Genomic DNA, 23,630 nt, shown 5'->3' with positions numbered 1-23,630 from the left:
GGTATTAGCCCCGGTTTCCCGGAGTTATCCCCATCTGTAAGGTAGGTTGCCCACGTGTTACTCACCCGTCCGCCGCTAATCTTTAGGAGCAAGCTCCCAAAGATTCGCTCGACTTGCATGTATTAGGCACGCCGCCAGCGTTCGTCCTGAGCCAGGATCAAACTCTCCATAAAAGAGAAATTCGAGTTAGCTCGATTTCTTGCTGGCATCATTTAAGATACTCATTTTGTTTATGTCACCGGCAAAGCCGATGCACAAACGTATAATTCGTTAACGTTTTGCTGTTCAGTTTTCAAGGTTCATGTTGTGTGCTTGTTGTAAAAGCGACTTCTCTATATTACACTAGGCACCACTTCAAGTCAACAACTTTTTTAAAAGAAGTTTTATTGTTTTTGTGACTGCCTCAAGCGACAAGAACTAATATACAATAGATTCGATAAAGAAATCAAGCCTTTTTTAAAAAAAGTTTTTTCTTTATTGCTTTGAAGTCGAGCACAAACAGCAAGATCCCTGTCAGAATAACGATTCCGCCTATCATTTGCGAAACAGAAATACTTTCTTGCAAAATATAATATGCTGCAATGGAAGCAACCACAGGTTCAAATAAGATTGTAATCGAGATCACATTCGTGCTAACCCATTTTATTGCCCAGTTAAATAATGTGTGACCTAATAGATTCGGAAGTAAAGCCAAAGCAAGAAACCAACCCCAGTCAGAAGCCGGGTAACTAAATAAAGGTTGCTGTATCGTAATAACATATAGGAACAAAGCGATCGAACTAACTAAGTAGACAAGAAAAGTATAGGTTACAAGTGATACTCTCTTTCTTACGTCTTGTCCTACCAATAAGTAAGCTGTGATAAAACCACAAGCCAATAATGCCAGCACATCACCGAATAACGCAGCTCCACTTACTCGAAAATCTCCCCAGCTTATAATAATACTCCCGGTAAGTGCAACTATGACAGCGGTCAGCATTTTCCCACTGATGATTTCTTTAAAGAAGAGGGCAGTTCCTGTTAATGCGAAAATGGGTTGCAGGGTTACAAGGACCGTGGAACTTGCAACTGACGTGTAATTAAGAGATTCAAACCAAAGTATAAAATGGATAGCGAGAAATATACCTGCTATCGAGGATAGCAGCCAATCCCTCTTTGATAAACGATATAACTCCTTTCTATAGGAGTGCAAAAAAAATGGAAGCATAATGACTACAGAAAAAAACATACGATAGAAGGCAATCACTCCTGCATCCGCTGTCGTCAGTTTCACAAAAATTGCGGATAAACCAACAGTCAAAACGCCAATTGCAATAGGTATGTATGGATGAATTATCGGTTTATTCAAAATGAATCACTTCTCTTTCTATCTCTTTACCCTTTACAATAGGTGATAAGAGATCTAAAAAACTATTTTGGATTTTAAAGCCTTCCCGGCTATCTCCCCACTTTAGCAGCAAAGGAGGATTTACCTTGCTACCCTTACTTACTGAATCATTAAATATGGAAGCAGTTATGAAAATCGGCATTGCACTTTTCCTTAGTTTGGTAATCGGTGTCGAGCGAGAAATTAAAAAGAAACCGATTGGATTAAAAACGAGTGCAGTTATTGCCACCTTCAGTTGCTTGTTAACCATCATTTCAATTGAGGCTGCCTACTTAGTCCCCGCACGAGACGATATCAACATCACGATGGACCCTTTACGTTTATCTGCACAGATCGTCAGCGGCATCGGATTTTTAGGCGCAGGAGCAATTCTTCGAAGAGACAATGATAACATAACCGGGCTCACTACGGCTGCCATGATTTGGGGGTCTGCAGGAATTGGGATTGCCGTTGGAGCCGGATTTTACATTGAATCTTTCTTTGCGGTCATTAGTGTAATGCTTGTCATCGAGGTGGTCGCTCCATTCTTAAGCAGATTTGGTCCAAGACGCCTTCGGATGAAAGAAGCAACTTGCATCGTCATCATCACTGACAAGGACAAAATCGAAGATCTTGTCCAATACTTGCGAAAAGAAAGCATGGAAATTGACCATATGCGCATTAGACAGTTCGAAACCACTCAGCATCAGTACCAGCATGAGTTGCAATTCAAACTCACTGCACTTCCAAAAAAATCTACGTCTTCTCTCTATGTAGAGTTAACCACCCTTCCTTATGTAGAATCAGTGGAGCTCGTTATTTATCCGTAAAAAGCGTCAAGTCGATGGGACTTGACGCTTTTTCTTATAAGCTTGCTTTCAATAATGTCAAAACTTCATCTTCTGAGAGCTTCGCATATCCGCCAAGCGGCCCTTTAACAGCGGCTTTCTGGGCAATTAACTCTAATTTCGAATCATCAATTTCATAGTCGGCAAGCGAAACCGGCGCACCGATTTGTTTCCAAAAAGCACTCAATCGATCAATACCTTCCATTGCAATCTCCTCGTCCGACTTATCGGTTGGATCCACGCCAAAGACGTTGGTCGCCAAACGTACATAGCGTTTTGGGTTGCGCGGGAATGTCTGCTTCATCCAGTGCGGGAATAATATCGCCAAGCCGCCTGCATGTGGAATATCGTAAACCGCCGAGACCGCATGCTCGATATCATGAGTTCCCCAATCTCCCCTTGTCCCCATCGACAAGAAACCATTCAATCCCCATACTCCTGCCAGCATCATCGATTCTCGAAGTTCTAGATTATTAGGATCCTCTACTAGTCTACCTCCAATATCCATTACGGAACGTAAGGCCGCTTCACACATTTCATCTTGAAAAGGCGTATTGTCTGTTACATGAAAATATTGCTCGAAAATATGTGACATCGTATCCACGATACCGTTGACTGTTTGATCCATCGGGACCGTTAATGTATAAGTTGGATCAAGTATAGAAAATTTAGGGTAATTGAAAGGTCCACCCCAACCATACTTCTCTTGAGTTTCTTCATTCGTGATAACGGAACCCGCATTCATCTCAGAGCTGGTTGCCGTAAGCGTCAATATTGTGCCAAAAGGCAATGCTTCTTTCGGTCTGGCTTTTCCTGTTACGAGGTCCCATGGATCTCCATCATACTTTGCAGCAGAAGCGATCAATTTTGTGCAATCGATTACAGAACCGCCGCCAGCCGCCAGAATAACATCGACATCGTGCTGTTTGCAGAGATCAGCTCCTCTTTTAGCAGTAGATAAACGTGGATTGGGTTCGACTCCCCCCATTTCCACTACTTCAAAATCATTTTCATTTAAAAGTTTAATTAATGAATCATATAAGCCGTTACGTTTAATACTACCGCCACCATACACTAATAGTACTTTTTTTCCGTAACCAGCAAGTTCTTTAGGCAATCTTTGAAGTTGGTCTTTACCAAAAATCAGTTTTGTCGGGTTTCGAAAAACAAATTTATTCATTCTTCTGCCTCCTTTTTCCTCTCTCTATTATGAAAAAGATGTATTTGGGATGCAAGTATAGTGTTCTCGAAACGGGATATACTTTACTAAAGGAGGCGATCGTATGGAAACACTAAAAAAATTAGCACTGGCCATTACGATTATCGGGGCTTTGAATTGGGGAGTCGTTGGCATTTTCCGATTTGATGTCATTGCACAATTGACGGAAGGTGCTTATCAGCCGTTAGCAAGATTTTTATACGTGGTCATCGGATTATCCGGATTGATGACGCTTGGTGTGTTATTTAATTATTGGCAACAGACAGATGAAGAGCCGACACCTGCGCCATCCACAGAAAATGCATAAAAGGCATCTCCTCAACAAGAGGAGATGCCTTTACTGATTTACAACTTATACCCAACCACGGAAGCGGCTGGCTTCTGCTGTTCTACGCACACCGATCATGTAAGCAGCAAGACGCATATCCATGTTACGTGTAGTCGCAACATTATAAACGTTTTCGAATGCTGTAACCATTTTTTCAGTCATCTTTTCACGTACTTCTTCTTCTGTCCAGTAGTAACCCATATTGTTCTGAACCCACTCGAAGTAGGAAACGGTTACACCGCCCGCACTCGCTAATACGTCAGGAACCAATAGAATTCCACGGTCTGTCAGGATTTTAGTCGCTTCAGACGTAGTTGGACCATTCGCTGCTTCCACAACGATACTTGCTTTAATGTTATGAGCGTTCTTTTCAGTAATTTGGTTCTCGATTGCTGCTGGAACTAAGATATCGCAATCCAATTCTAGCAATTCAGCATTAGTCAGCGTGTTATCAAATAACGTAGTGACTGTTCCGAAGCTATCACGACGATCAAGCAGATAGTCGATATCTAAACCATCTGGATCATGCAATGCGCCATACGCATCAGAGATACCGATTACTTTCGCTCCTGCATCATGAAGGAACTTGGATAGGAAACTTCCTGCGTTACCGAAACCTTGCACGATGACACGTGCGCCCTTCATATCGATATTGCGACGTTTTGCCGCTTCGTTAATAATGATTGTTACACCTTCAGCAGTCGCACGGTCACGTCCGTGAGATCCACCAAGAGCAATTGGCTTACCCGTAATGAAGCCTGGTGAGTTGAATTCGTCAATTTTGCTGTACTCATCCATCATCCAAGCCATAATTTGGGAGTTTGTAAAGACGTCTGGCGCTGGAATATCTTTTGCCGGTCCCATTACTTGACTGAGAGCCCGCACATATCCGCGAGACAAGCGTTCTAGTTCGCCCATCGACATTTCACGCGGATCACAGATAATTCCTCCCTTACCGCCGCCATACGGCAAGTCAACGATGCCGGCTTTCAACGTCATCCACATAGAAAGTGCTTTCACTTCATCAGCTGTAACACCCGGGTGGTAACGCACGCCGCCTTTCGTAGGTCCGACCGCGTCATTATGCTGACCGCGGAAACCCGTAAATACTTTTACTTTCCCATCATCCATGCGGACTGGAATTCGTACTTCCACCATACGGAGTGGTTCTTTCAGTAGTTCATACATTCCTTCATCATAGCCTAACTTTTCAAGTGCTTCTTTGATCACGACTTGCGTAGACGTAAATAGATTCAGGTTTTCTGTCATTGTATGGTTCGCCTCTTTGTTTGGTATTGTCTTTCACGGACACATTATAACATGAGGATAATGAAACTTCCACCCATGGAATCCAAACCTTTTTCGAATTATTTCATTCGTCATAAATGGCGATCCAAAGTGAGCTTCTCATCAGCTCTCAAATACTGCACGAATTTTCCCAAGCGCCCAGTCCAGTTCATCCTTTGAAATGGTGAGAGGCGGCGCAAAGCGGATTACCGTGTCATGGGTTTCTTTACACAATAGACCCAGTTCTTTGAATTTCTCACAAAACGGGCGGGCAGCTTCCGTCAATTCCATCCCGATGAATAGGCCGCGTCCGCGTATTTCTTGAATGGACGGATGCGAAATCTTCTTCAGTTCCTCCATAAAATAATCGCCAAGCTCTCTCGCTTGTTTTGCCAACTCTTGCTCTTCCAGCACTTCTAACGCCGCAATCGATACAGCACATGCCATAGGATTCCCACCAAACGTCGATCCATGCGAGCCTGGATTAAAGACACCGAGCACATCATCGTTCGCTACCACGCAGGAAATTGGAAATACGCCACCTCCTAACGCTTTCCCTAAAATATACATATCGGGCGTGACACCTTCCCATTCGCATGCGAACATTTTACCTGTTCGGCAAAGTCCTGCTTGAATTTCATCCGCAATGAAGAGGATGTTTTCTTTCTTGCAGAGAGTCGCCGCCTCTTTTAAGAAGCCTTCAGGAGGAATGATGATTCCGGCTTCTCCCTGTATCGGTTCGATTAGGAAAGCAGCGGTATTCGGTGTGATCGCTTCTTTCAACGCTTCCAAATTGCCGTATTCCACCAACTTAATGCCCGGCAGTAAAGGGCCGAATCCCTTTTTGTATTCTTCATCAGACGACAATGAAATCGCGCCCAACGTTCGGCCATGGAAGTTTCCGACACACGCAATAATTTCCGCTTGGTTATCTTCTATACCTTTCACGTCATATGCCCAGCGCCTCGCAGCTTTCAAAGCGGTTTCCACAGCTTCTGCTCCCGTGTTCATTGGAAGAATCATATTTTTTCCGGTAAGAGCAGACATTTTTTCGTACCACGGGCCCAATTGATCGTTATGGAACGCACGTGAAGTAAGGGTGACACGGTCCGCTTGATCCTTCAGTGCCTGAATGATTTTAGGGTGGCGATGGCCTTGATTGACTGCAGAATATGCGGCTAGCATATCCATATATTTATTGCCCTCCGGATCTTTCACCCAGACACCTTCCGCTTCTGCAATGACAATCGGAAGCGGGTGGTAATTATTCGCTCCATATTTTTTCGTTTGTTCTATAATGCGATCTGTTTTAGACATACCCATACCCTCCTCATAACCCACTCATAGCATTTCCGATGTGGTCTTTCCTTGCATATGAAGCTGCAGGTAATCCGGACCGCCTGCTTTTGAATCTGTGCCTGACATATTAAATCCGCCAAATGGCTGGTATCCTACGATGGCACCCGTACAGCCTCGGTTAAAATACAAATTGCCGACATGGAAATCCTCCCGCGCCTGTTCGATATGATGACGGTTCGTCGTGATAACGGCGCCTGTTAATCCGTAGTCTGTATCATTGGCAAATTGAATCGCTTCCGTAAAAGATGAAGCCTTCGATAATGCGACGACCGGTCCGAAGATTTCTTCCTGTGAAATACGTGCGTTTGGAGTAACGTCTGCAAAGACCGTCGGCGCCACAAAATACCCTTTGGAATCGTCACCTGTTCCACCCGCCACAAGACGTCCTTCTTGTTTACCAATTTCAATATACTCCATTATTTTATCGTATGCGGCTTGATCGATGACCGGACCGGCTAAGTTTTTCCCATCGACTGGATCGCCCCAGTTGAACGTTTTCGCTAACGCTTCTACTCGGGTGACCACTTCATCGTAAACCTCTTCATGGATGATCGCGCGTGAACAAGCCGAGCATTTTTGTCCACTAAAGCCAAATGCAGATTTGACGATCGACTGCGCAGCCAGCTCCAAATCTGCTTCATTGTCCACTACAATCGTATCCTTCCCGCCCATTTCTGCAATGACGCGTTTCAGCCAAATCTGACCATCCTGAACTTTCGCCGCGCGTTCAAATATACGCGTTCCCACTTTGCGCGAGCCTGTGAATGAGATAAAGCGAGTAGCAGGATGATCTACTAAAAAGTCTCCAATGTCTGAACCAGACCCTGGAATATAGTTGACGACGCCTTTTGGCATACCCGCTTTCTCTAATACTTCAATGAATTTATAGGCGACTACTGTGGCAGTTGATGCCGGCTTCAATAATACCGTATTGCCGGTAACGAGCGCCGCCACAGTTGTTCCTGCCATGATCGCAAAAGCGAAGTTCCATGGGGATATGACAACACCCACGCCGAGCGGAACATAATCAAAACGATTATATTCGCCAGGTCTGCTCTCAACCGGCATTCCGTCCTTTAGCTTCAGCATCTGGCGTCCATAGTATTCCATAAAATCGATACCTTCCGCCACGTCAGCATCCGCTTCATTCCAAGGCTTCCCCGTTTCTTTTGTCAGCAACGCAGAAAACTCAAATTTGCGGCGGCGAATGATTGCTGCTGCCTTGAATAAGACATCCGCACGGAACTCTGGCTTCACTTTTCTCCAATTCTCAAATGTTTCTTTGGCTGTTATCATCGCTTTCTCTGCAAGTTCACGGCCAGCTTGCGATACATTGCCGATGACTTCGTCTTTATTCGAAGGGTTGTTCGATGCTAATTTTTTATCCGTTATGATCCGTTCGCCGCCAATAATCAAGGGATATTCCTTACCTACATAGCTTTCTACTGTCTTCAGGCCTTCTTCATACGCTTTGCGATTTTCTTCGACCGTAAAATCTGTAAAAGGTTCATGTTTGTATGGAATCATCAGTCTACTCCTCCTTTATAGATAAGACGCAACTATCTGCGCTTGATAACGCTTACATATATAATCATGCAAGAAGTTTCAGAGGATGTCAAAGAGCAATCACTCAATTTTGATAATTTAAAAAATCACGAAAGCAGATCGCTGCTTTCGTGATTTTTTAATGACCAGATTGTTCGATCCAGTCCTTTAACTTGTCTTTAAGTGAGTTGAATCCATCTGCGTCTTGCTGATCCACACGTTCTTGTAAGGATTGACGAGTACGGGGATGGTTCTGATAGGAGCTGGGCGGTTCTTGCAGTGCGCGAATCGATAAGCTAATTTTGCTAGCCTCGTCATCCACTTCCAACACCTTCACACGAACTTCTTGACCCACTTCCAAATGTTCATGGATATCCTTGACAAATCCATAGGTGATTTCAGAGATATGCACTAACCCTTGCGTTGAAGCATTTAGCGCGACAAACGCACCGTACGGCTGTATTCCGGTAACTTTACCGGTTAGCTCATCTCCTACTGCAAATTTGTGAGACATGCAAAACAGCTCCCAATCTATAGTAGTATCTAGTCTGCCATTGCGGCCGCTCATAGTATACCATATTCTGAAGAGTTGAACAAAAAACCGCCTTTCAGCAAGGCGGTGATAAAGCTCTGTAAAGCATCAAACAATGCACTTGGCTTCGTATTTGACAGCTAACAGTTTATATGAAATTTCCATGCATTTTTCTAAAGGTATCCAAATTTGATAGGATTGCTCATATACATTACGAATACACTTGGCCAAGTCTGTCGGATGGTCGATATGATGGAGTCCCGCCACGACATCCGCAATTTCTAAATCATACGCATCCTCGCCTGCTGAGAAAGGATCCCATTCTTTCAGGAGTGCGACAGCACGTTTCTTCATTTCCATGGTTTGCACGATTCGTCACCTTATTTATGTTTTCTTTCTATCATAGCATAGCGCCTTAAAAGAAAAAAGAGAGACGCCACAATTTCGACAAACTTTAACATTTTGAGTTTAAGAGTAGAACCAAAAAAGCGCTGAACAGAAACATGGGCTTGTGGCCCGGGGATAGTTCGCTGTAGTAAATAGTGAGTTCACTGTATAAAGTAAGTGTGTTTGCCTCCTTAAACAAAGAAGTCTCTATTCCTTCTGAGACGCTAGCCCGTGTTCTTGCCCTCCCGCCTGCATCGACCTTCAACTCACTAAAGTTAGGACATTATGCCAGTTGCTCGTAGTGGAAGGCGGCGAAAGGCAAAAATGTGTTCCCAACGCTTCGCTTATGCTCGCAAAAGTCGTTCTACGTTACGGCGTTTAACGCGAATGGTGAGACCCTGGACGGAGCGAATCGGAGGAAGCGGTTCATCCGTGCCCCGCAAGCGTCCGCCTGGAACGCAGACCAACGATGCAGCTCCCACTAGCCCATCTATTCTTTATCTATTAAAAACACCCCATCAATCGACGGGGTGTTCTTTGTTTTGATTGAGTTGGCGTTCTTTCAAAATACGCTGCTCGAGTTCTTTCGTTTCTTCTTCCTGCCTTTTGGACTTCCGTAAAATCCAGCGGAATGTCAACAGCATCAAGACCATGAAAATGAAGAATGAAATGGCTGCAGGGATATATTCTGCCTTATCTTCTGGAAAGTAAAGGAACGGCATCAATAAAACAAAATTCATGCTAGTTTCCCCCTATAGGTAAATCAAGATTATTTTTGAACGATTTCAATCGATTCGATTTTGATTTCCTCTTTTGGCTTGTCCTGGCGATCACGTTTCACGCCTGCAATTTTGTCGACAACGTCCATTCCTTCAATCACTTGGCCAAATACTGTGTGGCGTTGATCAAGATGCGGCGTGCCTCCGTTTTCTGCGTAAGCTTCCGCGATTTCATCAGGCCACCCACCTTTTTTCAACTGATCTGCAGATGCGCCAGCTAGTTCTGAAGCTTGGACAATGAAGAATTGACTGCCATTCGTATTTGGACCTGCATTTGCCATGGATAGCGCTCCACGCAAGTTAAATAGGTCCATTGTGAATTCATCTTCAAATGAATCGCCATAGATGCTCTCTCCACCCATACCAGTGCCGGTCGGGTCTCCGCCTTGAATCATGAAATCAGGGATTACACGGTGGAAAATAATTCCATCATAGTAGCCATTTTCAGCATGTGTCAGAAAGTTCTCTACTGTTTTAGGTACTTGCTCTTTGAAAAGCTTAATTTTTATTGGACCCATCGTTGTATTCATGACAACAAGTGCTTCGTTTTCTGCTACTTCATGGTTTAATTGTGCGTACATGGAATTCCTCCTCTAATTTGCTTGCCTGGTACTGCTTAGTATATGAAAACAGTCTACCATAGTTAGGTGGAAATTTCGATAATTGAACTTGTGACAGTTAGTTGACAGTACCTGTTATTTGATGCCATCCAGCCTCTTGAGTAGTTTCAAGCTAGATATTTCCTTCGCCTACCGAATTGTTTTATACTGTATATTATAAAGTTTTCCATAAAAGGTGGTCCAATTTTGAGCAGACATAAGAAAAATTTTATAATCATCTGGGTGACCAACTTTCTAGTTGCCGGCACGATGACGATGATCATGCCTTTTCTTTCGTTATACATTGAAACATTTGGAGATTACTCGGAGGAGTATGTGCAGAAATGGGCAGGCTTGATTTTTGGGGCAACATTCATTACTGCGCTGATCATGTCTCCTATTTGGGGTCGTTTTGCCGATCGTTTTGGATTTAAGCCTATATTGCTGATCAATGGATTCGGGATTGCGATTTCCGTCTTTTTGATGGGATTCGTTAATTCCGTGGAAGTCTTTTTCCTATTGCGGTTACTAAATGGTTTAGTGACAGGCTTTCTGCCGACTTCCTTGGCATTCATCTCGTCACAGACACCTCGTGAACAAGCAGGTAAGATGCTCGGGACGCTGCAGATGGGCGGTGTCGCAGGGATGCTGTTCGGCCCGGTATTAGGCGGGATGATGGCCGATAGTTTCGGTTTCAGCTATACATTCATCATTACGTCAGTGTCCGTCGTCATTGCCGCGTTGCTCGTTTTATTCGGAATTAAAGAAGAACACCGTGTGAAGGCCCGAAAAGTAGTTGCGTATTCTCGAAAAGTCATTATTGGCGGACTGTTTAAGCACCGTTTGATGTTTAATGTGATGATTGTGACGACATTGATTCAAGTGGGCAACTTCAGTATCCAACCGTTGCTTTCACTGTACGTGGCGGATTTAACACACGCTGCGACCAATGTGGCATTCTTGGCAGGTTTGACATTCAGTGCGACCGGGCTCGGAAATTTACTTTTCGCTAGAATGTGGGGCAAAATCGGAGATGATATCGGATACGAAAAAGTGCTTGGTATCTTACTGCTCCTTTCCTTTTTGTTTATTATCCCGCAAGCGTTCGTCACGTCCCTTTGGCAACTGGTCTTGCTGCGATTTTTATTCGGGATTTCTACAGGCGGTATGATTCCGATTACAACAGCACTTGTCCGAAGGGAAGCCCCTCTTGAAGTGCAGGGCGAGGTGATGGGCTATAACACGAGCTTCCGTTTCCTCGGTAATATTATCGGTCCGATGTTTGGCGGTATCGTCAGTGGCTACATCGGAATTCCAGCTGTATTTATTGTCACAGGAGTGCTATTTGTGATCGGCTATGCCTTTTTGACATTTGCGATTCGGCGGCCAACTCAAGACTTCGAACACTTTTTGGAAGATCGACAAGTTGAAGCGAACGACAAAATATAGTACCAGTCTCGTATATCCTTTGTGATGTACGAGACTTTTTGTGTTTTCACTTAAGTTCGCATTATTCTGTACTCCATCTCTTCCAATTAATTTATGTTATATTTTTCTAAAGAGTGAGTTTCGATTTGCGAACGTGTAGAGGGGCTGAAAGGTTTGAAGCAGTTGGTTGGTTTGGTCATTACGTTGGCTTGTATTCCGTTGTTGCTGTTCATACAAGATCAGATTCAGGCTGAAGCAGTACAGACTGAAGCTTTGCAAGAGTCTATTCAAGAAGCTGTGCAATTGGAAGCGCCAGTAATTGAAACCCCGGTTCAGATGAAGGATCGGAATGGACAAATGTTTGCGGAGGAGTATGTGGAGTGGCGACGACCAGTGGATTTAAAAGATATGACGTATTTTACACGGCAAGTTTTTTTGAAAAGTGAAGACCGCACGTTTTATGAACACCGCGGTTATGACATTGCAGCAATCATTCGTGCGTTCACGATTAATGCCGCTACTGATGATGTGCGTCAAGGGGCTTCTACCATCACACAGCAAGTCGTACGTATGCGCTATTTAACGACCGAGAAGACGTACGAGAGGAAATTCAAGGAACTGTTCCTTGCTGCTGAATTGGAGAAACAATCATCCAAAGATGAAATTTTAGAAATGTACTTAAATGAAATGTATTTCGGTAACCGGGTCTACGGGATCGGTGGTGCCGCTACATTCTATTTCAACAGACCGCTGGATAAATTAAATGAAGCAGAAATTGCATTTTTAGCGGCGATTCCGAATAATCCTTCACTCTATGATCCATTGCGTCATTTCGATCGGACAAAAGAGCGGCAAGAACGATTGCTCGATGTTCTCGTTAAACAGCAAGTGATCACAGCAGAACAATTTGAAGACTATCGCCAATTCCCTATTCAACTGAATATAAAGAAAAAAGAACAGGACTTTCCAATGTACAGCTCCTATGTTCTAGAAGAATTAAAACAGCTGATTGCTCGTTCCGAAGGGCTGGATGCATCATTGCTCAAAGCCAAGACGCCTGAAGAACGACAGCACTGGCAAAATGAAATCAATCGACGTGCCGGAGAGGTCATCCGACAAGGTTTAATGATCGAAACAGCATTGAATCCAACGAAACAACAGCATGATGAAAATAGATTATCTGCCCTCATTGGGAACCGAGGCGTGCAAGCGGGGGCTGCAGTGATAGACAATGAGCAGCGTGAAATCGTCAGTCTCTATGCAGGAGCAGGCTATAAAAAAACGGATTTCAACCGGGCATACCAAGCGGTCCGTCAGCCCGGCTCTGCCATCAAGCCGCTGCTCGTCTATGCTCCGTTTTTCGAGAGCGGTCCGTATCATGCCGACACACCTGTCAACAGTAGCAGTATTTGCATTTATGGCTATTGCCCACGAAATTACGGAGGCTATCAATTTGGGACGACTTCTGTTCGGGAAGCTTTCCGTAACAGTTATAATACGACGGCCGTCCGCCTGCTGCAACGAGTCGGGATTGATAATGCTTTCGCCCATCTGGAACCTTTTCATTTCCAGCATGTCACGGAAGCAGATCATACCTACCCTGCTGCTCTTGGCGGATTCTCCAAAGGCGTAACACCTCTTGAAATGGCCGGGGCGACGACCAGCTTTTTGGACGGCACTTACGAACCCCCCCATGCTATACGGGCTGTAAAGGATATTAAAGGCAATGTACTGTACAAGTGGAAGGAATCTTCGAAAGTCGTATGGTCCCCTTCTACTGTCAAGAGCATCCGTTCTCTTATGCAGGAAGCAGTGTTGAACGGTACAGCGAGAGGTATTTCCTACACGACCGGTTACACGGGGGCAAAAACAGGAACGACCGATTCATTTAAAGACTTATGGGTAATCGGCATGAATGATCGGTATACATCCGCAGTTTGGATTGGTTATGACACACCAACCCCTATTCCTCGCCTGCGCGATCAAAAACTTCATCTGCGTGCGTTCTCCTCTACTATGCAAGATTAGAGGGCAGGATATGATCATTTAGAGATGATGTATTAGTAGCTGACAATGAAATATAGGCTGTTAGAAAATCATAGTACATTGATTTTCTAACAGCCTTGTTTTTTCATTTAACCGGATTTGATAATGGAATACTTGCCAGCAACCCATTGTACAGACGGATGACGATGTAGATGAGGACTGCCAATAAGACACTCCAAATCACAATCTGGAAGAAAATTAAGCCGACAGTATGAGTCAGCGACATGAATGGACTTAATTTATAGACGACATATATGAAATAAACGAAGGATGTCACGATAAAAATCAACACTAAGGCTTTCCAAGACTGAATGCCAAACGCGGAAACAAGAGCCCCAACAAAATAAATAACAGCTCCGGATTTCGACGCACTGTAAGAACCTTCCGACTCTTCTTTTAAGAAAAACAGTAACGCTGTCTCGTGAATCGTCGTCGCGATCAACTTCAGCGCTGCAAATACCATAAAGAATACTAATGTATACATCGTCAATAAGAAAATACGGAGTTGAAAATCAGACAAGAACTCTCGCATTCCTTGGTAGAGACCGATTTCCTTAAAAAAGATAATTGATTCGCCCACACTGTATACACCGAAAGTTAAACTGAACAGAACAACGGTTACAAATGGTAAGTAACCAAACAAATACGGATTTTTCATTAGACACCTCAAAAATTTTTTTGCCCTCTTAATAATATAAGAAGGAAGTCGAATAAAGCAATAATTGGTCAGATGTTGTCTATGCAATTTGAAATGTTTTGCGCTATACTTACAATTACGTCCACGTATAGGTTACTGGACTTTTATACTTTAAAAAATATGGATGGAAGGAGGATTCTCTTGGAATTCGTGTTATTGATTTTTTTACCTTTTGTATTCGCAATACTTGTTCCTTTTGCTTACAAATACATTAAAGGTATACATACCGGTTGGTTCGTTTTACTCGTTCCTCTAGTGTTGTTCGGATACTACCTGAGCTTCATCCCTTTGACGATGGATGGCGGTCATGCTATTTCTGAAATAAAATGGATTCCCACGCTTGGAATCGCGTTTACTTCATACATAGATGGTCTCAGCTTATTATTCACATTATTAATTACTGGCATCGGTTCGTTAGTTGTATTGTACTCCATTTTTTATATGGATAAGAAAAAAGAAAACCTGGGCAGCTTTTATGTTTACTTGCTCCTTTTCATGACAGCCATGCTGGGGGTTGTACAGTCAGACAACACGATGACGCTTTATTTATTTTGGGAATTAACGTCCATTTCCTCATTTTTATTAATCGGTTATTGGTATACGCGTGATAAATCTCGGTTTGGTGCATTGAAATCCATGATGATTACAGTTTTTGGTGGATTGATGATGCTTGGGGGCTTTATCCTACTTAGTATAATGGGGGAAACATTCTCTATTCGAGAGTTAATAGCACAAGCACCTGACTTAGTGAGTCATCCGTATTTCACGTTGGCTCTGATACTGATTTTACTTGGCGCTTTTACGAAGTCAGCACAATTTCCTTTTTACATTTGGTTACCCGATGCAATGGAAGCACCTACCCCTGTCAGTGCGTACTTACACTCCGCCACAATGGTTAAAGCAGGAATTTACTTGGTGGCGCGTTTCACACCGATTTTCGGGACTTCCTCCACTTGGATTTGGCTCGTAACCGGAATTGGTTTACTGACGTTGTTCTGGGGCTCGTTTTTCGCTGTAAAGCAGACCGATTTGAAAGCGATTCTAGCCTTTTCGACGGTCAGTCAGCTCGGTTTGATCATGTCGTTGCTCGGTGCAGGAGCCATCTCCTATCATACGACGGAAGCCATGTTCGCTTTTGCTACATACGCAGCAATTTTCCATTTGATTAACCATGCGACGTTTAAAGGCGGTCTCTTCATGATTGCAGGGATTATCGATCATGAAACCGGCACGCGGGATATTCGGAAGCTCGGTGGATTGATGAGTATTATGCCGTTAAGTTTTACCGTTGCCTTGATCGGTTCATTATCGATGGCTGGATTGCCACCGTTTAATGGGTTTCTAAGTAAAGAAATGTTTTTAGAATCAATGGTAGCTCTTCGACATTTTGAATTGTTCCAGTTTGATACGTGGGGTATTTTGTTCCCGATTGTCGCTTGGGTTGCAAGCGTATTCACCTTTACATATAGCCTATACTTCGTCTTGAAGACGTTCTTGGGTCAAGGTAAAGTGGATCAGCTGCCGAAACGTCCGCACGAAGCGCCGATTGGCATGCTCGTTGCACCGATGATTTTAGCAAGCTTGGTGATCATTATTTTCTTCATTCCAAATGTACTTGGAAAATGGGTCATTAAACCTGCTGTAATGGCAGTACAGCCTACTTTGTACGGCAGTCCTGCTGATATTGATATCCACGTTTTGGCATGGCATGGTTTCGGATCGGTTGGGCTATGGTTGACAGTTGCCATTGTCATTGTCGGCTCATTACTTTATTTGACCATTCCAAAATGGCAGCCGCTCTATAAGATTCAGCCTGCCAAGCTGTCTCTGAATGAAGGCTATGACGCCTTGATGCGCGGCAGCGAAAAAGGGATGAACCGCTTGTCCCGTGCCTTTATGACAGGTCTTATACGCACGTATTTACTCTATATGTTTGCGTTTTTATCTGTCACGGTCATTGCTGTACTGTTCATTAAAGATGCATTTGTCGTCGATATGAATAGCTTTGCGGCGATCACGCTATATGGTGCGTTGAATGCGGTCATTCTCTTGTTATCTATCGGGTTTGTTGTGTTCGCGAAGTCACGCTTGGCTGCGATCATCGCACTTGGCGGTGTCGGCTATTCTGTTGCGCTATTCTTCGTCATTTTCAAAGCACCAGACTTGGCGTTGACGCAACTGGTGATCGAAACCGTTTCGGTCGCGTTATTCTTGTTGGCATTCAAACATTTGCCTGCTTTAAATGAGCATGGTGAAACGAAGAAAACCAAAGTTGTCAATTTGATTATTTCTTTAAGTGTCGGTGTAATGGTGACGTTGGTTGCCCTTTCCAGCCACTCTCAAAAATTGATACCTTCAATTTCTCAGTATTATAAGGATACAGTAGCGACTGAGGCGGGCGGCGGTAATATCGTCAACGTCATTCTCGTGGATTACCGTGGTTTTGATACATTGTTTGAAATCGCAGTACTTGCGATTGCAGGGATTGCGGTTCTTGGCATGATTCGCCTGCGTGTATCGAGAAAGGAGACAACAGATGAAAACAAATGACGTCATTTTGCAGACCACAACCAAAGTAGTGTTTTTCATCATCTTCCTGTTCTCTATTCATATTTTCTTCGCGGGACATTATACGCCCGGCGGAGGATTCGTAGGCGGCCTATTGACAACGGGTGCTATCGTGCTGTTGCTTCTGGCATTTGACTTGAAGACAATTCAGCAAATTTTGCCTTTCAACTTCACTATAGTTACGGGGATCGGTTTATTGCTGGCATTAGGTACTGCTGCCGGATCAATTTTCTTCAATGTTCCGTTTTTCACACATGCATTCGACGACTTCACCTTACCGCTTTTTGGTGAAACGTCACTTCATACAGCGATGTTGTTTGATAGCGGTGTCTATTTAGTAGTAGTCGGGTCTGCCATTACGATTATCCAATCGATTGGAGGCGACGACTGATGGAACTATTGCTTGCAATCCTCATTGGTATCTTGTTTACGGCAGCCGTCTATTTAATACTTTCAAGAAGTTTATTGAAAGTTATTTTAGGTACCAGCCTTCTCAGTCATGGTGCGCACTTGCTCATCTTGACGATGGGAGGACTCGGCGGCTCAGCGCCTCCTGTATTGATTGATGGGGTGACTGATTTTGCAGATCCCTTGCCGCAAGCGCTGATCTTAACAGCGATTGTTATCAGCTTCGGTGTGACCGCCGTCATCCTCGTCATGGCGTACCGGATGTATTCGGTCCATAAAACAGATAATATGAATGAATTGAGAGGGAATGATGAACATGATTAATCTTCTTTTATTTCCGATCATTATTCCTTTCTTTTTCGCGATGATTTTATTGTTTTTCAAAGAGCAGGTAGTCATCCAGAGAGTTTTGACAGTGATCGGATTGGCTCTTAGTCTCGTTGCTTCGATTTGGCTGCTTGTAACAGTAAAAGCAGAAGGAATCCAAACTGTGACACTTGGAAGCTGGCCTGCACCGTTCGGAATTACGATGGTCTCGGATATGTTTTCCGCGTTGCTCGTTACCACTACGATTTTGATAACATTCTTTGTAGTGTTGTATAGTTTCCAATCCATCGGAATCGAGAGAGAACGTTTTTTCTATTACCCTGCGATATTGTTCATGATCACAGGGATTAACGGTGCTTTTACGACAGGTGATATTTTCAATATGTTTGTATTCTTTGAAGTCTTGCTCATCGCTTCTTACTTACTCATCGTATTAGGCGGCGAAAAGAGACAGCTTCGGGAGTCCATTAAATACATTTTGGTTAATGTCATATCTTCAGCGCTATTTGTCATCGCCGTTGCTTATTTATATTCTATTGTCGGTACGTTGAACATGGCGGATATTTCGGTGAAAATAGCAGAGATAAACCAGCCGGGGATCATCTCCGTCCTCGCAATTTTGTTTTTAATTGTATTCGGAATCAAAGGTGCGATCTTTCCCCTTTATTTCTGGTTACCTGGATCGTATGCCGCTCCGCCGATTCCTGTTTTGACATTGTTCGGCGCACTTCTGACAAAAGTCGGTGTGTATGCCATCACGCGTACATATACGTTGTTTTTCGTCCATGATATCGGATTTACGCATCAATTTTTGCTCGTCCTGTCATTGCTGACGATTGTGGCGGGTTGTATCGGGGCTCTTGCCTATTTTGATTTAAAACAAATTATTATTTACAACATCATTATAGCAGTCGGTGTCATTTTATTCGGTGTAGCACAAATGAATACATCCGGTTTAGAAGGCGCTGTCTATTATTTGATTCACGATATGTTGATTAAAGCCGCTTTGTTTGTCTTAATCGGGATCATCATTTACGTGACCGGTACTTCGAATTTGCGAGAAATGGGCGGGCTGATTAAGTCGCACGCTGCATTAGGATGGTTTTATTTGATTGCAGCGTTTGGGTTAGCGGGTATTCCCCCTCTGAGCGGGTTCATTGGGAAGTTATTGATCGTCAAGGGGGGCTTTGAAGCAGACAATGCATTTGGTAGCATCGTTCTCTTGGTTTCCAGTTTAGTTGTCTTGCTGTCTGTCATCCGGATTTTCATATATGCTTTCTGGGGTCCTCAAAATCCCGATTATCCGCTGCCTGTTACGAGTAAGCGAACATACCGCCAATTGATGGCGCCAGCAGTATTGCTCGTGCTGGTTACGGTAGCGTATGGTGTCGGTACGGAATGGCTCATGCCCTATATATCGGATGCGTCTGATGTATTACGTGATCCTTCCATTTATATAAATGCGGTGTTAAAGGAGTAGAGGTCAATGGCTTTTCAGATACTTTTAAATTTCTTCATTGCAGTCGTTTGGATGTTCATGACAAGTTCATTGACACCTTCTACATTCGTTATTGGATATATCATTGGTCTGCTTCTCATCATTATGACTCGACGCTTTTTCCCAGGTCGCCTGTATATTTGGCGTCTGTGGTCAGCGCTTAAATTGACTGCTATCTTCCTAAGGGAATTGGTGTTGTCTAATATCTCGGTTTTACTGTTGGTCATTAAACCGGACTTGTCATCGATTCAGCCTATGATTTTTGCCTTGCCTACTGAACTGGAGCAAGATTGGGAAATCACACTTTTGTCCAGTCTGATTACGTTAACACCTGGAACGATTGTCATTCATGTTTCGGATGATCAGCGGACGCTATATATTCATGCAATTGATGTGGACGATGTCGATGAAGCGATTGATTCCATTAAAAACACATTTGAGAAAGCGATTATGGAGGTGAGTCGGGGATGATTATTTTTTATACAGTCTGTTTAGTATTGGTCATCTTATCGATGGTCGGGTTGTTATACCGTGTATGGCGGGGCCCTTCTGTTCCTGACCGGCTCATCGCGCTCGATGCGATTGGTGTCATGCTGATCTCTTCAATCGCGCTATTGTCTATCCTATTCGACACGCCATTCTTTATCGACGTGATATTATTAATTGCCATCATGTCGTTTATTGGTACTGTGTCCTTCTCTAAATTTATTGAGAGAGGAGAGATTATCGAACGTGGATCTGATAGCTGATATTATTATTGTGTCACTCGTCGTTGTGGGAATCATCTTTACGATTGTCACGGTCATTGGCGTCTTGCGGCTTCCTGATGCTTATACTCGTGCGCATGCTGCTTCGAAAAGCGCCACGCTCGGTGTCATGAGTCTGTTGCTCGGTGTCTTCTTTCATTTTTGGTGGAATGAAGGACATTTCAGTATCTCGTTATTATTAGGAATTGCGTTTTTGTTCATCACCTCTCCGATCGGCGGTCATTTGATGGCACGCGCTGCCTATATGTCAGGCGTGAAACCTACCGAGTTGACAGTTGGAGATGATTTGAAGGACGAGGTTGAAAAGAAAAGAGCGGAAATAGCAAAAAACACGCAGGAGGATTGATCCTCCATGCGTGTTTTTTCTTTAAAAGTATGGATAGAATGGCTGATAATAAGGAGGATAAAAAGGATAAGGCTGTGGATAATAGCCGCCACCATAACCGCCGTAGCCACCGCCATAGCCCCCATATCCATAGCCTGGAGAAATGACATTTCCTAAAAATCCGCCGACCAAGCCGCCGAGAAATGGACCACCGAATCCATAGCCTCCGCCAAATCCACCTCCACCTGATCCATAACCGCCTCTGTAATGACCTCTTGACATAACATGCTCCCCCTTTCCCTGTATCCTATGCCCAAGATAAAAAAGGGTTTGGGTCAAACGCCTAATTAAAGTTATTCCTCTTGTTCTGCCGCAAGACGTTCTATAAAGGTCGCAAGCGTGCGCACCATGACACCTGTTGCTCCTTTAGGTCCTAACGCATGAGGACTTGCTGCGTCAGACGTACCAGCGATATCCAAGTGAATCCACGGCGTTTCTTCTGCAAATTCGCCTACGAACCCGCCTCCGAAAATCATATGGCCGTCGCGACCAGGTGAGTTATTCAAATCTGCAACATCACTTTTGCGAATACGTTTCTTATCATTTTCCGTAAGTGGAAGACGCCAAATGAATTCGTCTGTCTCTTCTGCCGCTTCGGCAAATTGAGTATAAAAGGCTTCGTTATTCGTCAATGTGCCTGTCTTGTCGTTACCTAGCGCCACAATAACACCGCCTGTCAGCGTCGCTACATCAATCAAGTATTTAGCACCGGCTTGCTTGGCATAGGTCACTGCATCCGCAAGCACGAGACGGCCTTCTGCATCTGTATTCAATACTTCAATCGTTTTACCGCTCAATGAAGTAATAACGTCATCCGGTTTAAATGCAGCACCAGAAATCATATTATCAGTCGATGCGATGACCGCGATGACGTTTTTCTTCGGTCGCGACTCCCCAATGATGCACATTGCACCAAGAACAGCTGCAGCGCCGCCCATATCCCCTTTCATACCTACCATGCCTTCACGGGGCTTCAACGAATATCCGCCCGTGTCGTATGTGATGCCTTTACCGACCAATCCAATGACATCCTCCCATTGTTCGGTCGCCTGATATTTTAAGACGATAAGCTGGGGTTCTTCTACGGATCCCTGGTTAACGGCCAGAATTGCACCCATACCAAGCTCCTCCATCTCCGCTTTGCCAAGGACATCAATCTCCAGGTCATAGCTATCTGCCAATTCGCGGGCATAGTCGGCCATTTTAGTCGGTGTCAATAAATTAGGCGGGACATTGACAAGTGTTCGCGCTTCATTCACAGCATGCGCATAAATCATGCCCACTTCGCCCGCTGCTTTAACACTTTGTTCATCCGCTGTCGTGATGAATGTTAAGGCAGAGAGTACCACATCGATTTCGTTGGATGTCGTTTGAAAACCTTCATATTCATATGCACCTAGGCTAATACCTTCAGATGCCAAGTAGGCAACATCTTCACAGGTGATGTCGTCATTACAAAAAGGAGCCGTCCACACTGCTGCTGTTTTTACTCGGTCCTTGCGCAACTGCTTTCCTACGGCAGCGAATAATTCACGAAGCGGTTGTTCCGCCAATTCTTTCTGCTTGCCGACTCCCATAAAATATACACGCTTGTATTTCTTCTCAGAAAGTGCAGGCATTTTCGTTAGTTGCTTAAAATCTTGTTGAATATCATGTGATTTTATCCAATCCGGTACAGATGGATGAAACGCTTTCACGAATGCATCCCAGCCTTCTATATTTTCCGGGTGGTCGGGCACTCCAATAATCAGTACATCAACCCCTTGCTGGTCAATTGTTAATGCGGTTTCAACTGTAATCATATGATGATATCCCCTCTCTTTATACAGCTACACTTTATTAGTATAGACTAGTCAGATTCACTGTACCAATGACAAGGTTTATTGTTTTTTGTATCGATTCAGAAAGATTATGGTATACTTGTTCTCAATATACCGACCGAAAGGGAGTGGAATCATTTGGCCATTTTTGAAAACATACCGCTCCTCGCAGCGTTATTCGCCATTCTTTTTGCTCAATTTGTAAAAATCCCCATTCATTTTTTATTAACACGTAAACTCGATATCGGCTTAATGACGTCTACAGGAGGGATGCCCAGCTCTCACTCCGCCGCGGTCACTGCCTTGACCACTGCCATTGCGTTTGAAGCTGGTCTCGAATCTCCATTGTTTGCTGTGTCCGCAATTTTCGCAGTCATTGTCATGTTTGATGCGACGGGAATCCGCTATCAAGCGGGGCAGCAGGCCATTATTATCAATCAAATGCGGGCTGATTTTCAAATATTTGTAGAGGATATAAAAGACTGGCCTAAGAAGGACAATGAGACAAAAATGAAAGAGTTGAAGACCTTACTCGGCCATAAACCGAGCGAAGTGTTCTTTGGCGCCTTAACAGGTATCGCGATTTCAATTTTCACGTATACCGTGATTTTATGAGTGTCAATCATCATAAAAACCCCCAAACCATTATAGGTTTGGGGGTTTTAGATATGTAACGATTCATCCATCAAAACATCTGATACCCTTGCTTGCGTAATATTTTAATGACGAATCCCGCAATGATCGCCCCTACCAGTCCGCTTGATAGAATCACGATATCTACCACATGAAGGGACATAATATTACTTCCCAGCTCACCAAACGCAAAGCCAGGTTTCGTGATGTATTGATACATCGGTACATCATCAATAATGAAAATGACCACGATCGGATAAATGATTGCCATAAGCCATGTCATGCGCAACAGCATATTCAACAAAAAGCCGATGCCGAAAAACATAACAATAAATATCAAGATCGATAGCATCACTTGTGCTATAGATATCGTTTGCATTGTCGTTTACCTCCAGTTCATCACTCCACATTTTACAGGATAGGATGAATGCTTTCAATAGAATGAGACAGAGTATGGAGACAATTTTTTCAGTTGTCATTAAATCTTAAAAAACAACAAAATGTTTTGATTGCCAAATCACTCATCAGAGTTGACTTTATATCGTAATTATAAAAAGCACTTTTAAAAGCGTGTGTTTTATAATGCAGGAATGATATACAGGGTTTAGGGTTCCGGAATTTAGAGCTTAGAAATACTCGTAACGCTTCGCTTTTCCAGCGGGATTAGCTCGACAGGTGAGAGGAGCGATAGCGACGAGGAGGCTCATCGCAACGCGTCCGCCTGGAAGGTAGGTCAACGGTATCTTTACCGCTTGATAGTATTTTCATCTACAAGTCAAAAGCACCCGCAGCTGCGAGTGCTTT

At 43.8% G+C, this 23,630-nt stretch carries 25 protein-coding genes and 1 rRNA gene; 12 read left to right on the top strand and 14 right to left on the bottom strand.

Annotation, left to right across the window (positions count from 1 at the left end; genetic code table 11):
• Both B5D59_RS11705 and B5D59_RS11700 read right to left on the bottom strand, forming a co-directional pair.
• Positions 1–173, bottom strand: a 16S ribosomal RNA gene (locus B5D59_RS11705); the annotation flags it as partial.
• Positions 174–445: 272 nt separating this feature from the next.
• Positions 446–1,348, bottom strand: coding sequence for a DMT family transporter (locus B5D59_RS11700; RefSeq protein ID WP_078818069.1), 903 nt, complete (start codon positions 1,346–1,348; stop codon positions 446–448).
• A gap of 125 nt (positions 1,349–1,473) precedes the next feature.
• On the opposite strand from B5D59_RS11700, the gene B5D59_RS11695 reads away from it, so the two are divergent.
• Positions 1,474–2,196: an MgtC/SapB family protein gene (locus tag B5D59_RS11695; RefSeq protein WP_425441349.1), complete on the top strand. Its 723-nt coding sequence runs from the start codon at positions 1,474–1,476 to the stop codon at positions 2,194–2,196.
• A gap of 34 nt (positions 2,197–2,230) precedes the next feature.
• Here B5D59_RS11695 and B5D59_RS11690 read toward each other — a convergent pair whose 3' ends face one another.
• Positions 2,231–3,394: an iron-containing alcohol dehydrogenase gene (locus B5D59_RS11690; RefSeq protein ID WP_078818068.1), complete on the bottom strand. Its 1,164-nt coding sequence runs from the start codon at positions 3,392–3,394 to the stop codon at positions 2,231–2,233.
• A 103-nt stretch (positions 3,395–3,497) separates the two neighbouring features.
• Between B5D59_RS11690 and B5D59_RS11685 the strand changes: the two genes are divergently transcribed.
• The gene (locus B5D59_RS11685; protein ID WP_009497996.1) at positions 3,498–3,740 is read left to right on the top strand and encodes a DUF378 domain-containing protein; all 243 of its coding nucleotides are present in this window, start codon (positions 3,498–3,500) and stop codon (positions 3,738–3,740) included.
• Positions 3,741–3,785: 45 nt separating this feature from the next.
• Here B5D59_RS11685 and B5D59_RS11680 read toward each other — a convergent pair whose 3' ends face one another.
• The 7 genes from B5D59_RS11680 to B5D59_RS11650 form a co-directional block, all read right to left on the bottom strand.
• On the bottom strand, positions 3,786–5,030 hold the full coding sequence (locus B5D59_RS11680) for a Glu/Leu/Phe/Val family dehydrogenase (protein WP_009497997.1): 1,245 nt from the start codon (positions 5,028–5,030) through the stop codon (positions 3,786–3,788).
• Between the two features lie 141 nt (positions 5,031–5,171).
• Entirely contained in the window at positions 5,172–6,365 is a 1,194-nt protein-coding gene (locus B5D59_RS11675; RefSeq protein ID WP_040759394.1) for an ornithine--oxo-acid transaminase, read from the bottom strand.
• A 24-nt stretch (positions 6,366–6,389) separates the two neighbouring features.
• Positions 6,390–7,937 carry an L-glutamate gamma-semialdehyde dehydrogenase gene (gene pruA / locus B5D59_RS11670; RefSeq protein WP_176132571.1) on the bottom strand — a complete coding sequence of 516 codons (1,548 nt, stop codon included), beginning with the start codon at positions 7,935–7,937 and terminating at the stop codon, positions 6,390–6,392.
• A 154-nt stretch (positions 7,938–8,091) separates the two neighbouring features.
• Positions 8,092–8,466, bottom strand: a complete 375-nt coding sequence (gene yugI, locus B5D59_RS11665; RefSeq protein ID WP_040759395.1) for a S1 domain-containing post-transcriptional regulator GSP13 — start codon at positions 8,464–8,466, stop codon at positions 8,092–8,094.
• Positions 8,467–8,592: 126 nt separating this feature from the next.
• A complete protein-coding gene (locus B5D59_RS11660; RefSeq protein WP_040759692.1) occupies positions 8,593–8,844 on the bottom strand; it encodes a DUF1871 family protein in 252 nt (83 codons plus the stop codon).
• Between the two features lie 545 nt (positions 8,845–9,389).
• On the bottom strand, positions 9,390–9,611 hold the full coding sequence (locus B5D59_RS11655) for a hypothetical protein (RefSeq protein WP_009498002.1): 222 nt from the start codon (positions 9,609–9,611) through the stop codon (positions 9,390–9,392).
• A 29-nt stretch (positions 9,612–9,640) separates the two neighbouring features.
• Positions 9,641–10,231 (bottom strand): peptidylprolyl isomerase, encoded by a 591-nt coding sequence (locus B5D59_RS11650; protein ID WP_078818066.1) that lies wholly within the window; start codon positions 10,229–10,231, stop codon positions 9,641–9,643.
• Positions 10,232–10,456: 225 nt separating this feature from the next.
• Between B5D59_RS11650 and B5D59_RS11645 the strand changes: the two genes are divergently transcribed.
• Together B5D59_RS11645 and B5D59_RS11640 are read left to right on the top strand one after the other, a co-directional pair.
• Complete coding sequence (locus B5D59_RS11645; RefSeq protein WP_078818065.1) at positions 10,457–11,698, top strand: MFS transporter; 1,242 nt, start codon at positions 10,457–10,459, stop codon at positions 11,696–11,698.
• A 153-nt stretch (positions 11,699–11,851) separates the two neighbouring features.
• The gene (locus B5D59_RS11640; RefSeq protein WP_078818064.1) at positions 11,852–13,705 is read left to right on the top strand and encodes a transglycosylase domain-containing protein; all 1,854 of its coding nucleotides are present in this window, start codon (positions 11,852–11,854) and stop codon (positions 13,703–13,705) included.
• A gap of 103 nt (positions 13,706–13,808) precedes the next feature.
• Here the strand turns inward: B5D59_RS11640 and B5D59_RS11635 are convergent, their stop codons facing one another.
• Positions 13,809–14,381, bottom strand: a complete 573-nt coding sequence (locus B5D59_RS11635; RefSeq protein WP_078818063.1) for a YufK family protein — start codon at positions 14,379–14,381, stop codon at positions 13,809–13,811.
• A gap of 180 nt (positions 14,382–14,561) precedes the next feature.
• On the opposite strand from B5D59_RS11635, the gene B5D59_RS11630 reads away from it, so the two are divergent.
• From B5D59_RS11630 to mnhG, 7 genes are read left to right on the top strand one after another with little or no spacing between them, the layout of a single operon-like run.
• Entirely contained in the window at positions 14,562–16,970 is a 2,409-nt protein-coding gene (locus B5D59_RS11630; RefSeq protein WP_078818062.1) for a Na+/H+ antiporter subunit A, read from the top strand.
• Positions 16,957–17,379: a Na(+)/H(+) antiporter subunit B gene (locus tag B5D59_RS11625; RefSeq protein ID WP_078818061.1), complete on the top strand. Its 423-nt coding sequence runs from the start codon at positions 16,957–16,959 to the stop codon at positions 17,377–17,379. Before B5D59_RS11630 ends, B5D59_RS11625 begins: the two co-directional genes overlap by 14 nt.
• Positions 17,379–17,720, top strand: a complete 342-nt coding sequence (locus B5D59_RS11620) for a Na(+)/H(+) antiporter subunit C (protein ID WP_009498009.1) — start codon at positions 17,379–17,381, stop codon at positions 17,718–17,720. Before B5D59_RS11625 ends, B5D59_RS11620 begins: the two co-directional genes overlap by 1 nt.
• Entirely contained in the window at positions 17,713–19,203 is a 1,491-nt protein-coding gene (locus B5D59_RS11615; protein WP_078818060.1) for a Na+/H+ antiporter subunit D, read from the top strand. Before B5D59_RS11620 ends, B5D59_RS11615 begins: the two co-directional genes overlap by 8 nt.
• Positions 19,204–19,209: 6 nt before the next feature.
• Positions 19,210–19,692 carry a Na+/H+ antiporter subunit E gene (locus B5D59_RS11610; protein WP_078818059.1) on the top strand — a complete coding sequence of 161 codons (483 nt, stop codon included), beginning with the start codon at positions 19,210–19,212 and terminating at the stop codon, positions 19,690–19,692.
• Positions 19,689–19,970 carry a Na(+)/H(+) antiporter subunit F1 gene (locus tag B5D59_RS11605; RefSeq protein WP_009498012.1) on the top strand — a complete coding sequence of 94 codons (282 nt, stop codon included), beginning with the start codon at positions 19,689–19,691 and terminating at the stop codon, positions 19,968–19,970. Before B5D59_RS11610 ends, B5D59_RS11605 begins: the two co-directional genes overlap by 4 nt.
• Positions 19,954–20,334 (top strand): monovalent cation/H(+) antiporter subunit G, encoded by a 381-nt coding sequence (mnhG, locus tag B5D59_RS11600; protein WP_078818058.1) that lies wholly within the window; start codon positions 19,954–19,956, stop codon positions 20,332–20,334. The genes B5D59_RS11605 and mnhG overlap by 17 nt, the downstream gene beginning before the upstream one ends.
• A 21-nt stretch (positions 20,335–20,355) precedes the next feature.
• Here mnhG and B5D59_RS11595 read toward each other — a convergent pair whose 3' ends face one another.
• Both B5D59_RS11595 and B5D59_RS11590 read right to left on the bottom strand, forming a co-directional pair.
• Positions 20,356–20,595 carry a hypothetical protein gene (locus B5D59_RS11595; RefSeq protein WP_078818057.1) on the bottom strand — a complete coding sequence of 80 codons (240 nt, stop codon included), beginning with the start codon at positions 20,593–20,595 and terminating at the stop codon, positions 20,356–20,358.
• Positions 20,596–20,666: 71 nt separating this feature from the next.
• A complete protein-coding gene (locus B5D59_RS11590) occupies positions 20,667–22,175 on the bottom strand; it encodes a leucyl aminopeptidase (RefSeq protein WP_078818056.1) in 1,509 nt (502 codons plus the stop codon).
• A gap of 156 nt (positions 22,176–22,331) precedes the next feature.
• Between B5D59_RS11590 and B5D59_RS11585 the strand changes: the two genes are divergently transcribed.
• Positions 22,332–22,808: a divergent PAP2 family protein gene (locus B5D59_RS11585; protein WP_078818055.1), complete on the top strand. Its 477-nt coding sequence runs from the start codon at positions 22,332–22,334 to the stop codon at positions 22,806–22,808.
• Between the two features lie 70 nt (positions 22,809–22,878).
• On the opposite strand, the gene B5D59_RS11580 is transcribed toward B5D59_RS11585, so the two are convergent.
• Positions 22,879–23,205, bottom strand: a complete 327-nt coding sequence (locus B5D59_RS11580; RefSeq protein WP_078818054.1) for a YuiB family protein — start codon at positions 23,203–23,205, stop codon at positions 22,879–22,881.
• Positions 23,206–23,630 lie beyond the last annotated feature (425 nt).

Origin of the sequence: Sporosarcina newyorkensis, assembly GCF_900167515.1 — a bacterium.
Lineage (GTDB): Bacteria > Bacillota > Bacilli > Bacillales_A > Planococcaceae > Sporosarcina > Sporosarcina newyorkensis.
Note: the sequence above shows the minus strand (reverse complement) of the source record. Positions and strands in the feature narration are given on the sequence as shown.

Coding starts and splice junctions, on each gene's coding strand:
- B5D59_RS11615 (WP_078818060.1), top strand. CDS start 17,713: ATGATTAATCTTCTTTTATTTCCGATCATTATTCCTTTCTTTTTCGCG.
- B5D59_RS11680 (WP_009497997.1), bottom strand. CDS start 5,030: ATGACAGAAAACCTGAATCTATTTACGTCTACGCAAGTCGTGATCAAA.
- B5D59_RS11660 (WP_040759692.1), bottom strand. CDS start 8,844: ATGGAAATGAAGAAACGTGCTGTCGCACTCCTGAAAGAATGGGATCCT.
- B5D59_RS11580 (WP_078818054.1), bottom strand. CDS start 23,205: ATGCAAACGATATCTATAGCACAAGTGATGCTATCGATCTTGATATTT.
- B5D59_RS11610 (WP_078818059.1), top strand. CDS start 19,210: ATGGCTTTTCAGATACTTTTAAATTTCTTCATTGCAGTCGTTTGGATG.
- B5D59_RS11625 (WP_078818061.1), top strand. CDS start 16,957: ATGAAAACAAATGACGTCATTTTGCAGACCACAACCAAAGTAGTGTTT.
- B5D59_RS11650 (WP_078818066.1), bottom strand. CDS start 10,231: ATGTACGCACAATTAAACCATGAAGTAGCAGAAAACGAAGCACTTGTT.
- B5D59_RS11620 (WP_009498009.1), top strand. CDS start 17,379: ATGGAACTATTGCTTGCAATCCTCATTGGTATCTTGTTTACGGCAGCC.
- B5D59_RS11655 (WP_009498002.1), bottom strand. CDS start 9,611: ATGAATTTTGTTTTATTGATGCCGTTCCTTTACTTTCCAGAAGATAAG.
- B5D59_RS11595 (WP_078818057.1), bottom strand. CDS start 20,595: ATGTCAAGAGGTCATTACAGAGGCGGTTATGGATCAGGTGGAGGTGGA.
- B5D59_RS11590 (WP_078818056.1), bottom strand. CDS start 22,175: ATGATTACAGTTGAAACCGCATTAACAATTGACCAGCAAGGGGTTGAT.
- B5D59_RS11605 (WP_009498012.1), top strand. CDS start 19,689: ATGATTATTTTTTATACAGTCTGTTTAGTATTGGTCATCTTATCGATG.
- B5D59_RS11675 (WP_040759394.1), bottom strand. CDS start 6,365: ATGTCTAAAACAGATCGCATTATAGAACAAACGAAAAAATATGGAGCG.
- B5D59_RS11685 (WP_009497996.1), top strand. CDS start 3,498: ATGGAAACACTAAAAAAATTAGCACTGGCCATTACGATTATCGGGGCT.
- yugI (WP_040759395.1), bottom strand. CDS start 8,466: ATGTCTCACAAATTTGCAGTAGGAGATGAGCTAACCGGTAAAGTTACC.
- B5D59_RS11635 (WP_078818063.1), bottom strand. CDS start 14,381: ATGAAAAATCCGTATTTGTTTGGTTACTTACCATTTGTAACCGTTGTT.
- B5D59_RS11690 (WP_078818068.1), bottom strand. CDS start 3,394: ATGAATAAATTTGTTTTTCGAAACCCGACAAAACTGATTTTTGGTAAA.